Source organism: Streptomyces sp. BoleA5 (genome assembly GCF_000373665.1).
Taxonomy (GTDB): Bacteria; Actinomycetota; Actinomycetes; order Streptomycetales; family Streptomycetaceae; genus Actinacidiphila.
This window is the reverse complement of the sequence record NZ_KB892100.1, coordinates 1-13,643: the sequence shown is the minus strand read 5'-3', so window position 1 is coordinate 13,643 and position 13,643 is coordinate 1. Positions and strand designations below refer to the sequence as shown.

General features: G+C 70.4%; 13 protein-coding genes and 1 pseudogene. 7 read left to right on the top strand and 7 right to left on the bottom strand.

From position 1 onward, the window contains the following. The first annotated feature begins 38 nt into the window (after window positions 1–38). Both B085_RS0115115 and B085_RS0115110 read left to right on the top strand, forming a co-directional pair. Window positions 39–257 carry a hypothetical protein gene (locus tag B085_RS0115115; RefSeq protein ID WP_018559404.1) on the top strand — a complete coding sequence of 73 codons (219 nt, stop codon included), beginning with the start codon at window positions 39–41 and terminating at the stop codon, window positions 255–257. Further along, window positions 241–612, top strand: coding sequence for a hypothetical protein (locus tag B085_RS0115110; RefSeq protein WP_018559403.1), 372 nt, complete (start codon window positions 241–243; stop codon window positions 610–612). Before B085_RS0115115 ends, B085_RS0115110 begins: the two co-directional genes overlap by 17 nt. A gap of 177 nt (window positions 613–789) precedes the next feature. Here B085_RS0115110 and B085_RS51445 read toward each other — a convergent pair whose 3' ends face one another. The 4 genes from B085_RS51445 to B085_RS0115090 form a co-directional block, all read right to left on the bottom strand. Further along, a complete protein-coding gene (locus tag B085_RS51445) occupies window positions 790–915 on the bottom strand; it encodes a hypothetical protein (RefSeq protein WP_018559402.1) in 126 nt (41 codons plus the stop codon). 250 nt (window positions 916–1,165) lie between these two features. After that, the gene (locus B085_RS0115100) at window positions 1,166–2,785 is read right to left on the bottom strand and encodes a tannase/feruloyl esterase family alpha/beta hydrolase (protein ID WP_018559401.1); all 1,620 of its coding nucleotides are present in this window, start codon (window positions 2,783–2,785) and stop codon (window positions 1,166–1,168) included. Between the two features lie 507 nt (window positions 2,786–3,292). Next, complete coding sequence (locus B085_RS0115095; RefSeq protein WP_018559400.1) at window positions 3,293–3,853, bottom strand: isochorismatase family cysteine hydrolase; 561 nt, start codon at window positions 3,851–3,853, stop codon at window positions 3,293–3,295. 512 nt (window positions 3,854–4,365) lie between these two features. Beyond that, entirely contained in the window at window positions 4,366–4,854 is a 489-nt protein-coding gene (locus B085_RS0115090) for a TetR/AcrR family transcriptional regulator (RefSeq protein WP_018559399.1), read from the bottom strand. A gap of 239 nt (window positions 4,855–5,093) precedes the next feature. On the opposite strand from B085_RS0115090, the gene B085_RS0115085 reads away from it, so the two are divergent. Continuing rightward, window positions 5,094–6,623, top strand: a complete 1,530-nt coding sequence (locus tag B085_RS0115085; RefSeq protein WP_026251051.1) for an MDR family MFS transporter — start codon at window positions 5,094–5,096, stop codon at window positions 6,621–6,623. Between the two features lie 378 nt (window positions 6,624–7,001). Here the strand turns inward: B085_RS0115085 and B085_RS0115075 are convergent, their stop codons facing one another. Then, window positions 7,002–7,571 (bottom strand): TetR family transcriptional regulator, encoded by a 570-nt coding sequence (locus B085_RS0115075; protein WP_018559396.1) that lies wholly within the window; start codon window positions 7,569–7,571, stop codon window positions 7,002–7,004. Window positions 7,572–7,701: 130 nt separating this feature from the next. Between B085_RS0115075 and B085_RS0115070 the strand changes: the two genes are divergently transcribed. After that, window positions 7,702–8,403 carry an SDR family oxidoreductase gene (locus B085_RS0115070; RefSeq protein WP_026251050.1) on the top strand — a complete coding sequence of 234 codons (702 nt, stop codon included), beginning with the start codon at window positions 7,702–7,704 and terminating at the stop codon, window positions 8,401–8,403. Window positions 8,404–9,279: 876 nt separating this feature from the next. Here the strand turns inward: B085_RS0115070 and B085_RS0115065 are convergent. After that, the gene (locus B085_RS0115065; protein ID WP_018559394.1) at window positions 9,280–9,705 is read right to left on the bottom strand and encodes a MarR family winged helix-turn-helix transcriptional regulator; all 426 of its coding nucleotides are present in this window, start codon (window positions 9,703–9,705) and stop codon (window positions 9,280–9,282) included. Between the two features lie 163 nt (window positions 9,706–9,868). Here B085_RS0115065 and eno point away from each other — a divergent pair, with 163 nt between their 5' ends. After that, window positions 9,869–11,194, top strand: a complete 1,326-nt coding sequence (gene eno, locus B085_RS0115060) for a phosphopyruvate hydratase (protein WP_018559393.1) — start codon at window positions 9,869–9,871, stop codon at window positions 11,192–11,194. Window positions 11,195–11,515: 321 nt separating this feature from the next. On the opposite strand, the gene B085_RS42460 is transcribed toward eno, so the two are convergent. Continuing rightward, on the bottom strand, window positions 11,516–11,986 hold the full coding sequence (locus tag B085_RS42460; protein ID WP_267881088.1) for an SDR family NAD(P)-dependent oxidoreductase: 471 nt from the start codon (window positions 11,984–11,986) through the stop codon (window positions 11,516–11,518). A gap of 496 nt (window positions 11,987–12,482) precedes the next feature. Here B085_RS42460 and B085_RS51905 point away from each other — a divergent pair. Both B085_RS51905 and B085_RS0115040 read left to right on the top strand, forming a co-directional pair. Then, a pseudogene (locus B085_RS51905) lies at window positions 12,483–12,675 on the top strand (Tn3 family transposase); the annotation flags it as partial. Window positions 12,676–13,370: 695 nt separating this feature from the next. Beyond that, a complete protein-coding gene (locus B085_RS0115040) occupies window positions 13,371–13,592 on the top strand; it encodes a DUF3311 domain-containing protein (RefSeq protein WP_018559389.1) in 222 nt (73 codons plus the stop codon). Window positions 13,593–13,643 lie beyond the last annotated feature (51 nt).

Genomic DNA, 13,643 nt, shown 5'->3' with positions numbered 1-13,643 from the left:
CACTACCGATCATGGCTAGCGGGAGCTAGCATCGCTGCATGGCCAAGACGCAGCTGAACGTCCGGCTGGACGAGGACACGGTGGAGGCGGCCCGCCAGGCGGCGGGGAACCGGCACATGTCCCTCCAGGAGTACATCGAGCACCTGGTGAAGTCCGACACCGATCCCGTCCGGAAGGCGTTCCTCGCGTCCGCGGCGAACGTGATCGAGGAGTTCGGGGACCTCATCGAGGAGCGCGTGCGTGAACCTCGCGGTTGACCTCGGCTGGATCCTGAGCGTTGCGAGTCAGGCGGGGGAGGACGATCCGGCCCCCGACGACTTCGGCGTGCCCCTGTCGGCGGTGGAGCGCCACAAGGCCCAGTTGTTCGATCGGGACGTCTACGACGGGCCGGTGGCACGGGCGGCGGCGCTGGCGCACTCCCTGGGGCGAATGCGGTGGCTGGAGCGGTCGAACATGACGGTCGCCGTGGCGGTGACGGTGGCGTATCTGCAGGCCGCCGGCCGCGAGGTGAAACCGACCTGGGACGAGGTGCGGGCTCTGGTCGACGAGTTGCGCGACGAGGCGTGCACCGTGCAGAGCGTGGCGGCGCTCCTGCGGGCGTGGCCCGCCTGAGGCAGTGCCGCAGAGGACCGCGGCCCAGTAAGGGCTGCGGTCCTCCGCGCGAGGGGAAGGCCTCGCAGGGGCACGGGTGGGCCGGTCCCCGACAACCCACCGGGGAGACAGAGACGGCATGAGCCCCTCCACCCGCAGGGTCGCCACCGGCAGCGCTCCACGGTGCCGGGCAGGTGCTCATCCGTGGCCGGGAGGCTGTGTGCCGCCCGGTACCTGGGCGAGGAAGGCCCGGGCGGCCGGGTTGAGCGGGCGGTCGTCGGGTTCGGCCAGGCCGGCGTGGTGGACGGGGCGGTGGTGCTCCACGGCAAGGAAGCGGACCCCGGGAACGCCCTCGGAACGGACCTGTTCAGCGAGATGCGGCTGACCCTCGCCGCCGTGCCGTGCCGTGGACCGAGCCGGCACCCGGTCGAACACGGGGTGCCGGCCGTGGAGCGCGGCGGCCCATGCCGCGACCCGGGTACGGCGGCTCGGTTACGGCCTCAGCACGGACGAGCGCCGGCCGTTCTCCGTATGCGCATGATGGTTCGGTCCGTCTCAGGCCGTCGCGGAGCGGTCAGTGCCGGGTCGGGGCGACGCAGCGGAAGCTGGAGGCCTTGTCCGGGTCGCCGTGGCCGTCGTAGCGGGAGACTGCCGGGTAGCTGCACAGGTCACGGCTGACCTCCTGCCCTGCGGAGTCGACCAGGGTGGCGGGCAGCGTCTTGGGGGCCTTGCCGTGCTCGACCCAGGTCCTCAGCGCGCCGAGGTCGTCGGTCGTGCCGTCGCCTGAGTTGAGGCCGCAGTGGACCGTCGCCGGGGCGAGGAAGAGGCGGTAGAAGTCGTCGACCTTCTTGGCGCCGTCCATCGTCCGCTCGACGTCCTTGCGGTACGCGACCGTGCCCTGGGCCGGGATGAACTGGTCGGCCTGGCCGTGCCAGCTCAGGAGCTTGCCGCCGGAGTCACGGAAGGCGGACAGGTCGGGGTCGTCGGTGCCGATGACCTTGTCGTACTCGGCCTCGGACTGCCGGAACAGCTGGGTGAACCGGTCGTACGTGATCGTCGACACGTCGAACGCCGGCTGCTTCTTCACCCATGTGGTGACCCAGAACTCGGGCACCGGGAACGGAGCGCCCTTGACGTCGCCGCTTGCGTCGGGGCCGGTGACGCCGGCCAGGGCCGACAGGTCGGCCCCGACCGGGACGCCGGGCCACAGCTTCTTGCCCGACGGGGTGCGGGGGCCGTCCCATATCTTGCGGACCACGGCCGCGTCGGCGGCCGTGACGGTCAGCTCCTCGCCGGCGCAGGCGACCTTGGTGCCGATCAGCCGACGCGGGTCGAAGTCACACCGGGCCGGGTCGTTGACCAGGCCGTCCTTGAGGCCGTCGCGCGGGTCGCACGTCTTCACGGCGGCGTCGGTGAAGGCTTTGAACTCGCAGGCCGTCGGATAGGTCTTCTCGTTGTTCATGACGACTTGCGGCCACAGGGTGGCGACCTCGAACTCGTCCCAGTTGACGGCGGGCGCCTTGGCGAGGATGCCGTCGTAGTCGTGGGGGTGGCGCTGGGCCTCCATGTAGCCCTGGCGTCCGCCGGTGGAGCAGCCGTTGAAGTACGCGTAGGCGGCGTGCTTGCCGTAGACGTCGCCGACGACCTGCTTCCCGACGACCGCCGCCTCGTGCTGGGAACGGGAGGCGAAGTTCTTGAGCAGCGCGGTGTCGACCTGCCCGTCGTCGTTCAGCGCCCAGTTGACGTCGAGGACGTCGCCGACGCCCGCGTCGGTGGTTGTGACGGCGTAACCGTTCTTGACCGCGGTGGCCATCCCGGTTCCGTTGTCCCCGGCCGCGTACGCACTGCCGCCGAGGGCCTGGAAGCGGCCGTTCCAGTTGGTGACGGGCAGCCAGGTCCGCACCTCGGCGTGGTCGTTGTCGCCGGGGTGGGTCAGGGTGACCGTCACCTCGCAGTAGGCGGGCACGCCGGTGACCGTGCCGCCCAGGAGTCCGCTTCCGTGGACGGTGCCGCCTTCCTTGCGGGCCGCTGTCACGGACTCCACTGCGGTACCGGCCGGGGCCTTCACGGACGGCGTCACGCAGGTCGGCGCGGCGCCACCGGAGCCGTTCCCGGGCTCGGCGGACGCGGTCGGCAGGTAGACCGCCGCGGCCAGCGGCACGCAGGCGGCGAGGACGGTCAGAGCTCGTTTCATGGGTTTCCGTTCAAGTAGGTCGGTGTGCGCGGGAGGTGGCAGCGCAAGGGGAGGGCGGGGAGTGGTGCCCGGTTCGGCGAAGACCGAGACAGACCGTATCACCGGTTAAGTAGGTGACGGAGTGAGGTGTGACACGAACGCAGGGGGTGAAGGCTGGGGTTGGCGACGGAGGTCGCCGGCAAGGCGTGCTTGTCGGGGGCGGTGGTGCCCTGGTGCCGTCGGCACGGCAACGACGCGATCGTCCCGGAGCGCCGGCGCCGGTCAATCGTGGCTCCCGTTCGATGCCAAGACCTGCAGGCGCCGCTACGCAGGCGAATATTGCTTCAACGCCTGCGGCGGCTGGGGCCCGACCCCCGTCAGGCTCGCGACCTGCCGCCGTCACGGGCTTGCTCAGGGGGCGAGCGGCGCCGTTGCCCTTCCGGCGGTCTTTGCCGCGCGCCGGCCGGCATTCTGTGTCACATCGCGGTTCGCCGTGGTGACGTAACGTCAGCGGGTTCTCTGTGGATCTCAGTTCGTGTCAGCGAGTGCGGACAGGATGTCCTTGGCGGTGCCCGTCTCGGCGATGCGCGGATAGATCCTGGCAATGGTGTGGTCGTGTGCGACGCCGTTGGTGTCGGTCACGGCGTCGAGCGCGACCGTGACGTTGTAGCCCTGCTCGTGGGCGTCGCGGGCTGTGGACTCCACGCCGCTGCTGGTGGCGATGCCGGTGATGACGACCTGCGTCACGTCCCGCGCGCGCAGCCATTCGTCCAGGCCGGTCTTGGTGAAGGCGCTGCGTGCGTGCTTGGTCACGAAGTGGTCGCCCGCGCCGGCGTCCAGCTCGGGGGCGAGTTCGGTCCACTCCGGGCTCGGTGTGGGGAAGCGTGCGCCGAGGTCGTTGCGTCCGGCAGGGCCGCCGGCGACGTTCACCAGGACGACGGGCAGGCCGCGGCGACGGAATTCCGCGAGCAGTTCGGCGTTCCGGGCGAGTATGCCGGCGGCCGGGTGCGCGAGGGGCAGCTTGAGGATGCCGTTCTGGAGGTCGACGACGATCAGGGCGGGCTTCGGGTCAAGGGTGGTGACAGGCATGTCTCTCCTTGGTGAGGTGCTCGGCCCGCGGGTGTTGCGGGGAGGCTGGGCTTCTGCGGGGAGGCGGTTGGGCACGCCCGTGTGCGCCGGTCGTCCTTCGCGGGCCGTCCGGCGCGCAGGCCCTGCCGCGAACGGTTGGAGTGCCTCCGGGGTTCTGGTGCCGACCGCGGGGCGACGGGGCCCGTGAGGCTTGCGCTACCCCTTTTGATCTGTCACTCGACTGTAGCACTTATGGGATGAGGTTCCACCCACGTGAGACATGCGCGGTTGCTCGCGGCGTGGATGCGCAAGTTGTGGCGTGCGCCGCTTGCGGGTCGGGTTCCGGCCGCGCTCGCCGAGCGGGTCGACCCTGGCCGGGCGTTTCGTCGAAGGAGCCGGCCACGGCAGACGGCCGGCCCTGGGCGCGCCGGACGACGCGCCGCGCCGCGGTGCCGGCGGCGCGCTCCGGCGACCCGGGAATAGCGCGTCCGCGCGGAATCGCCTGCCGGGGATTCGCGGGAGCCTCCGGTGTGTCAGGACGCTCCGAGGCCGTGCAGCAGGGTGTCGACGACGACGTCCGCCGCCTGCGCGGGGCTCAGGTCGGGCAGTTGCCGGGCGACCAGGTGCATGAGCTGGGGCAGCAGCGCATTCGTCCATCCCCCTGCGAGACCGGGGCGCAACAGGCCTTCGCCGGTCGCGCGTTCGAGGAAGGCGTCGACCTCGCGGACCGAGGCCTCGCGGCGCGCGTGGACGCTGTCGTCGGTGAGCATGCGGGCGAGGTCGACGGGCCAGGTGCGGTTGACGGCGATGATGTTCTCGACGTAGCGATGCAGGGCGACGGCTACGGGGGCCTCGCGCAGCCGGGCGTCCTCGATGGCGTCCTCGATGGCCGTGAGGCGGGCTTCGTAGATGGCCGCGAGGAGTTCGTCGCGGGACGTGAAGCGGCGGTAGACGGTGCGCCGGTCCACGCCCGCCTCGGTGGCGATGCTCGCGACGCTCACGCCTGGATCGGCGGCGAGCATGCGCGCCCCGGTGGTCAGGACGGTTTCCAGATTGCGTGCTGCGTCGGCTCTCACCGGAACGAGTCTAACGGCCGAGTGTGAAACCTATGACATCTAACGCCTCTCAGGCGTAGAGGGCTGCATTTTAAGTGCTACATTACTGTGGCAGATAGCGTTGGTAGTGCGATCCCGTGGGCTCCATTCGTCAACGGCGGATGGCACAGCGTCCCTGCGCACCACTCCCGGAAAGGCACGTCTCGATGTCGACATCACACGAGTCCCCATCACCCGCGTCCCGCGGCGTCGCAGCGCCGATGAGCGCGCTGATCCTGGCCGTCCTCCTCGCGGCCCTGGACCAGACGATCGTCTCGACCGCGTTGCCCCGCATAGCGCAGGACCTGAACGGATTCGACGACATAGCGTGGGTCAGCGCCGCGTACCTTCTCGCGTCGACGGCCGCGACTCCGCTGTGGGGCAAGCTCGGCGACATGTTCGGCCGCAAGCGGCTGTACCTGGCCGCGACCTCGGTCTTCCTGGCCGCCTCGGTGCTCTGCGGCCTGGCACAGAACCTGCCCGAGCTGATCGGCGCCCGCGTTCTTCAGGGCGTGGGCGGCGGCGGCATGATCGTACTGACCTTCGCCCTCGTCGGGGACATCGTCGCCCCGGCCGAACGCGGCCGCTACCAGGGCATGTTCGGTTCCGTCTACGGCGTCGCCAGCATCGTCGGCCCCCTACTGGGCGGCGTCTTCACCGACCTGCTGTCCTGGCGGTGGGCCTTCCTGGTCAATCTGCCCGTCGGTGTCGTCGCCCTGCTCATCGCGGCGCGGTCGCTGCCCGCGGCGACCCGGGGCGCCAAGGCCCGCATCGACTATCCCGGTTCCACCATCCTGGCCGCCATTGCCACGGGCCTGGTCCTCGTCACGTCCTTCGGCGAGCGCTGGGGCTGGGGCTCACCGCCCATCGTCGGCCTGATCGCGGCGACCGTCGCGCTGGCCGTGCTGCTGGTGCCGGTGGAGCGCCGCGCCGCCGCCCCGGTCCTGCCGCCGGCGATGTTCACCTCCCGGACCGTCGTCTTCTCCTCGCTGATCGGGTTCTTCGCCAACGCCGCGATGTTCGCCGTGCTGGTCTACCTGCCGACCTACCTCCAGATCGTCCACGGGGTCTCGGCCACCCTCTCCGGTGTCCACATGCTGCCCCTGGTCGCCGGCCTGGTCGCCAGCCAGTCCCTGGCCGGTCGCTGGGCCGCACACGTCGGCCGGCTGCGGATGATCCTTCTGGCGGGCCTGGTCGCCAACCTCGCCGGCCTGCTGCTGCTGGGCACCATCGGGGCGGCCACCGGCACCCTCGTGCTGAGCGTCTACTTCCTGATCACCGGCGCAGGCATCGGCATGGTGCCCATGGTCGTGCTGACCACGGTGCAGAACAGCGTGCCCGCCACCGATCTCGGAGCCGCCAGCGCCGTGGTCACCTTCGCCCGCTCCATCGGCGCGGCCTTCGGTGTCGCCGTCTTCGGCAGCTTCCTCAACACCGGCTTCGCCGACCGAACCCGCGGCCTCACGGCGGGCGGCGGCTTCGACGCCACCCGCCCCGACACCATCGGCCGGCTGCCCGCGACCCTGCGCGACAGCGCACTGGACGCCTTCGCCCACGCCACGGCCACCGGATACCTGTGGATCGCCCCCACCCTCGCTGTGGGCATCGTCCTCGCCCTCTTCCTCAAGCCGGCACGGAAGGCCGGTGACCGCGCCGACGTCCACGGCTCCGTCGACGACGCCGTCCCGGCCGCCTGAGCCGGACGACGCCGTCCCGGCCGCCTGAGCCGGACGACGACGCGCCCTGGTCCGGGCGGCCGGGGGCGGATCCATCCGGGGCAAACCGCACCCGGCGGGAGGAGTGGATCCGCCTGGACACCTCTCTGCGCGGCCTCGCCCGAGACCGGACGGGAACGACCGGCGGCCTGGTTCAGGCCGCGGCCCACCGGAGGAGCTGCGGCGCGATATCGCGGATGGGCACCTCGCCCGCGACGACGCCGCGCATCAGGATCGCGGCGTCCTCCGGCCGGCAGGTCAGGGCGTGGCCGTTGACGCCCAGGAACCGCGGTGAGCCGTCCGAACCGACCGTCGGAGTCCGGCCCTTCCGAGCCTTCGTGGTCCGGCAGCACTGAGGCCTCAGGACACCCCCGCCGCGTCCATCAAGGCGGTGGCGGTGGCGGTGGCCAGTCCGCCCAGGCTGCGGGCCTGGGCCATGGTGCGGGCGCTGGAGCCGTCGAAGACGACGGTGAGCTGGTGGGCGAGCAGGTCCGGGTCGTGGGCGCCACCCCGACGGGCCTCTTCGCGGAAGAAGTCGGTGAGCGCGTCCTTGTAGCGTCGGGCGACCACGCTGGCGGGGTGCTCGGAGTCCTTGAGCTCGAACGCGGTCGCCAGGAAAGGGCAGCCCAGGTAGCCCGGTGACGCGGACAGCGACTCGAGCTGCTTGAAGACGTGCATGATGCGATCACGCGGCGGCAGGTCGGCGTCGGGGGCGGGCAGCAGCCCGCTCAGGTATCCGGAACCGGCGCGGTCCAGGCTCGCGGCCAGGACGTCGTCCTTGCTGGTGAAGAGCTGGTACATCGACCGCTTGGAGACTCCGGCTTCCCGGCACAGCGCCTCGATGCCGATGTTGACGCCCTCCCGGTAGAAGAGCCCGGCCGCGGCATCGAGGAGCCGCTCGCGGGTCGGAGCCGTCGCCGCGGCTGTCACGGACGGGGCGGGTGCGCTGGAAGTCATGGAAGCGAGTCTACGCCGCGTGTTGCCGCATGGAAACCGATCGGTTTACAGTGTTGGAAACCGATCGGTTTTCGCCGTCGGGCGTCACGCTGGGAGCAGATTCATGACCGCAATCGCAGGCTCTACCGTTCTCGTCACCGGAGGCAGCCGGGGCATAGGCCGGGCCCTGGTCGAGTCCTTGTACGACCGAGGGGCGAAGAAGGTGTACGCCACCGCCCGCGACCCCCGCACCGTCACTCACCCCGGGGCAGTGGCGCTGGCCCTGGAGGTCACCGACTCCGCGTCCGTGGCCGCCGCGGTGGAACAGGCACCGGACGTCACCATCCTGATCAACAATGCCGCGGGCGCCGTAGCGGCTTCGTTCCTGACCTCGCCGGTGGAAGACGTTCGCCGCGAGTTCGAGACCAACTTCTACGGCCCCCTGGAGATGACCCGGGCCTTCGTCCCGGTCATCGAGGCCAACGGCGGCGGCCACCTGCTCAACGTGCACTCGGTCCTCTCCTGGGTCGCACTCTCCGGTTCCTACAGCGCGTCCAAGGCCGCGCTCTGGTCGCAGACCAACTCGCTGCGCCTGGAGCTGAAGCCGCGCGGCGTCAACGTCACCGGGCTGCACGTCGGTTACGTGGACACCGACCTGGCGGCGCATGTCGACGCGCCGAAGGCGTCGCCGAGCGACGTCGCGGAGCAGGCGCTGGACGGGATCGAAGCCGACGCCTACGAAGTGCTGGCCGACGAGCTCTCCCGCCAGGTCAAGGCGGGCCTGGCAGCCGACCTCGCCTCCTTGTACCCGCAGCTGGCCGGCTGACCGGGGCGCCCCGCCGCGATGCCTTCGGGCGCACCGACGAGCCTGTTGTCCGGGGTGCGCGGCAGCCGACCCGAGCGGTGCGGACAACGGCCGTAGGGGACATCGTCGGGTCCGGTGTGGATTGTGCTCCGTGAAACTGCGGGCTTCGCGCGGCGGGCGGTATGCCGAACGTGCCGCCCTCGCGGACGTGTCACGCGCACATCGAGCGAGAACGAGCGCACCACGTGCATCCGGGACACGTGGCCGGTCTTCATGCGGCCAAGCGACCGCCGATGGATGCGGTCTTCGGGTGTGATGTGTTGCGCTGCGCCGTGGTTCGGCGGCGTTGCGGTCCACAACAGCCAACGGTTTCCGTCAGCCGTCCGCTCCTGCGCCCGCGTCCTTCGCAGCCGGGAAGCCTGATGTCCCGGGCGGAGTCCAACTCGGGGGACTCCTCGCGCTGGCGGACGGGTCCCGCGGAGACGACGGCGACTGGCTGCGGTTCCCGGCCGGCGTTCACGGGGCGCACCCTCCATGTGCCGGCTGAGCCCTTGGATTTCCCCAGCCTCGCATCGACTGGGCGGCGCCTGACCCGTAGGCCCATGTCGAACGGTGATCGCCCCGGAACCCCAGGGGCGATCACCGCTTGGTGCCCGGCGAACGACCGTTCTTCACCGGCCCCGCGCGCACCGCGGTCCCGTAAGACGTGCCGCGCCACCCGAGGACGTCGATACCCATCTCGACACTCGGCTCGCCGGCCGGCTCTCCATGAACGGTGACCTGGGCAAACCGTGCCCGCCGACGTGTCCGGCGCCGCAGCCTGTACTTCCCCTCCAAAGCCCAACCTCCGCACGCGCCCCGGAAATGCGAGCCCCGTGAGGATTGCCGCAGCAGACGCTAATGGCGTGTGGCGAGCCGCTCCAGCAGGGCGGCGCTCCGTGCCAGCAATACCCGCTCCTCATCCGTGAGTTCGGCCTCGATGGCCTGTGCGAGCCAACCGGCCCTGCGGCCGCGCTCCGCTTCGAGTGCGGTGCGGCCGGCGTCCGACAACTCGACCAGCGACTTGCGGCCGTCCGTGGGGTGCGCTCGTCGCGTGATCAGGTCCTGCTCCATGAGCAGCCCTACCGCCCGGGCCATCGACTGCGGGCGTACGCGCTGATCGGCGGCGAGGTCGCTGGTGGTCATGGCGCCGTTGCGGTCGAGTGCTCCGAGCACGGCGACCTGGCCGAGCGGAATGCGGTCCTCGTTCTTGACGCGTCGGATGAGCTTGCCCATCGCGGTGCGCAGGTCGGCGGCGATGGCGGCGGCTTCCGGGGTGGGCATAGGGCACTTTACCTCGTTGACCAGCAGAGCTGAGCCCCTTGCCTGCACAGCAATGCTGTACAGCAAAACTGCACAGCATTGCTGTATTGTCTGCCCTTGTCGGGCTCAGCGCCAGCGTTGTCGCAGCCGGGGCCACGGCATACGACAACGGGAAGGACCTTCCATGTCCGTCAAGGCAGTCGGAACAGTCGACGCCGCCATCGAGACCGTCACCGCCCGCCGGATCATCGACAGCCGTGGCAACCCCACGGTCGAGGTCGACGTCGTCCTGGCTGACGGATCCCTGGGACGCGCGGCTGTCCCCTCCGGCGCCTCCACCGGTGCCCGGGAGGCCGTGGAACTGCGGGACAGGGACTCCGCGCGGTGGCACGGCAAGGGAGTCGACCGCGCGGTGGCCCACGTCAACGGTGAGATCGCGGCATCCGTGCGCGGCCGGGACGCCGGAGACCAGGCGGCTCTCGACGCCGCACTGATCGCCCTGGACGGAACCGCCACGAAATCCCGACTCGGCGCCAACGCGATCCTCGGTGTATCCCTCGCCGCCGCCAAGGCCGCCGCCGCGGCCCACCGCCAGCCCCTCTACCGCTACCTCGGGGGCGCCGACGCCCATCTCCTGCCGCTGCCGATGATGAACATCGTCAACGGGGGCGCCCACGCCGACAACCCGCTGGACTTCCAGGAGTTCATGATCGCGCCCGTGGGGGCCGACACCTTCGCCGAGGCCGTCCGCATGGGCAGCGAGGTGTTCCACACCCTGCGCCGCGACCTGCTGGCGGCGGGGCACTCCACGGGCGTCGGCGACGAGGGCGGCTTCGCCCCCGGGCTGCGTACCGCCGAGGAGGCCCTCGACTTCGTGATGACCGCGATCGAGCGCACCGGTTACCGCCCCGGTGAGGACGTCGGTTTGGTCATGGACCCGGCGTCGTCGGAGTTCTTCCGCGAAGGGGTGTACGACTACGCGGGGGAGGGGGTGCGCCGCACTCCGTCCGAGCACGCCGACTACCTGGCCAAGCTCATCGACGCCTACCCGGTCGTCTCCATCGAGGACCCGATGGCGGAGAACGACCTGGACGGATGGCGCGAGCTGACCGCCCGCGTCGGCGACCGCTGTCAGCTCACCGGCGACGACGTGTTCTGCACCAACGAGACGCTGCTACGCGAAGGCATTCGTTCCGGCGTCGGCAACTCGGTCCTGGTCAAGGTCAATCAGATCGGGACCCTGACCGAGGCGCTGGCCGCAGTGGAGCTGGCCCACGAGGCGGGCTGGACGGCCGTCATGTCGCACCGTTCGGGTGAGACGGAGGACACCACCATCGCGGACCTGGCGGTGGCGACCGGCTGCGGGCAGATCAAGACCGGTTCGCTCTCCCGCTCCGACCGCACGGCGAAGTACAACCAGCTGATCCGCATCGAGGAGGAGCTGGGGGGAGCGGCACGCTTCGCGGGGCGCTCCGCACTCTCGTGGGGCGCGAAGAGCACACGAGGGTAGACGCCGCGCCCGGTCCCCCGATCACGATCGGGGGACCGGGCGCGGATTCGGGCAGAGAGCAGCATCGGCGGCGTGCCGCCGGGCGGGCTCCACGCGCGGTTCGTCGGCGTCGACAACCAGGAGGCGGTGACGGTGCACTGTGGGGGTCGACGGAGGGTGACTGTGTCGGCGCGACGTTCTCCGGGCGCGACGCCGTCGGCTCGGACAGCTCGCGGTGCTGGCCGTGTGCCGCTGGTTGCGGCAGTGCGTGTGGCACTGGCGTCCAGGGCCGCCGACCGTGGGCGCGATCCCGCGGGTCGTTTTTCGCGGCGGGGTCGCCGGTCAGGCGTTGTAGCCGCCGTGGGCGTCCAGCACTGCCCCGGTGACGTACGAGGCGGCGGGGCTTGCCAGGAAGGCGATGGCCGCGGCGATCTCCTCCGGACGTCCCATGCGCTGGAGGGAAAGAGAGCTGACCAGGGCCTTGAGGGTCTCGGGGTCCGGCGGTTCCATGCCACTCTTCATCAGTCCGGCCTCCACGACGTTGGCCGTGATGCCCCGGGGCCCGAGGTCCCGGGCGACACCCATGGTGTACCGCTCGATGCCCGATTTGGTGGCCGCGTAGTCGGCGAGGCCGGGGAGCCCGACGCGGGAACCGAGCCCGGAACTCACGGTGATGATGCGGCCGTCCGCACGCAGCACCCGGGAGGCGGCCCGGGTCCACCGGCTCGTGGCGGAGCCCCTGTTGCTCCGGTGGCGGATACGGAAGGGCTTCGAGGGCGAGGTAGACGGGGAACCGCTCCGTTTCGCTGGCACGTCCGCGCTCCGGCGTTCCGGCCGATCGGTCACGTACGAAGGACCCGCGATCGATGTCCGGATCGTGCCGCGCGCTTTCGGCCTTCGGCTTGTCGAGAAGGGAGGGGAGGCCGGTTTCCGCTCATCCAACGGGGAGTGGGAGTTGCCTGACCCCACGGATCACGCCGTGCTGGCCGCCTGCCTCTTCGAGTGGGCCGGGTTGGAGGACCTGCTCAGGACACCCGTGCTCCGGGACCTGTGACAGGCTGACGCATGATTCGCCGTTGGAGGTCATCGCATTTGGCGGTTACGAATCCGCGACAAGTCGAGCCATCTCGTGCAGGCGGTGCCAGTACACAGGGTCGTCCGCTTCGCTGAGTGCAGGTATGACCTGGTCCAGGCGGGCGATACAGCGATGCAGGCCGCTTCGACCTTGCGCTTCGAGCTCGCCGCCGCTTTTGATCCAGATGGAAACCGAGGCTGCGGTGTCCGAGTCCAGCATCACTAGGTCAAAGCCGGCCCCGTCCGCGCCTACGACGTGATCCGGATGCTCTCCCGCGACGGACGGCCCACCCCACTCGGGGACGCGATCGCGCACTACGGGCGGATCGCGAAGACCCTGCACATCCTGCGCCTGGCCGACGAGCCGGCTACCGCCGCCAGATCAAGGGCAGGCCAACCTCCAGGACGGCCGGCACGCGCTCGCCCGGAAGGCGGCCGCGGCGAGTTTCCTCGCGGCCGAGCTCGACCGGCCACACACACGCTCGTAGCGTTCATCGACGAGCGCCGGGACGCGGTCGGCCGCTGCTGAGGACGCCGCAGAGGCCACGTCATTCCTTTGGGTGACCAGCCTCATCGGTGAGCCGACTCGCCCGTGCCTGACATACGCGCGCACCCTGGCGCATCGCGAGGGTCGTCCCGGCCCGCGGACCTCACCGCCCCTCCAGTGAGCTGCCAGGCCCCGCCAGACTGTCGGGTCAGGCCGCCTCGGCACCACGACGCCGGTCACCCCCGGCGCACGCGGGCACAGCACTGTGAACCGCACGGGAGTGACACCTCCCCGTCCCAGGCCGTGTACGAGCGTTCCTCCCAACCGGCGATCCGCCGACGGCAACTCGTCCCGACCGAGGTGGATTTGCGGCTGGAATCCGCGACCGCGACCACGAGGACGGGGCCTGTCCAGGGCGCTGTGTCACGTTGGCTCTGACGTTCTATCCGTGCGCCTTGAACCGAACTACCGTTTCCACTCGGCGTGAATCTGGATCAAGTGCCGTCCGACGGTCACCTCGTCGCCCGCTCCACCGCGCGCGGAGTGGCCGTTCGTTCTTCGAAAAAGCCGTCATTCTTATAGATAGAGATTGTCGTAGTGTCACAAAATCAAGCCGGAACCTCCGGGCGGCCACCGGTGGTCACCACCACACGTGTGATCGCCGGTGTCTGCCTCGTCATCCCCTTCGTCGCCATGCTCTGGGTCGGCTCGTACGCGAAGCTGACCCCGGAGTTCATCGGCATCCCCTTCTTCTACTGGTACCAGATGCTGTGGGTGTTCCTGTCCTCCGGACTGACGTACGCCGCGTACGTCATGGTCCGCCGTGAGGAGCGGGCACGGAAGGAGGCCGCGAAGTGAAGGACGGGGTCAACGGCGTCGCACTCGCCGTCTTCATCTTCTTCTTCCTGG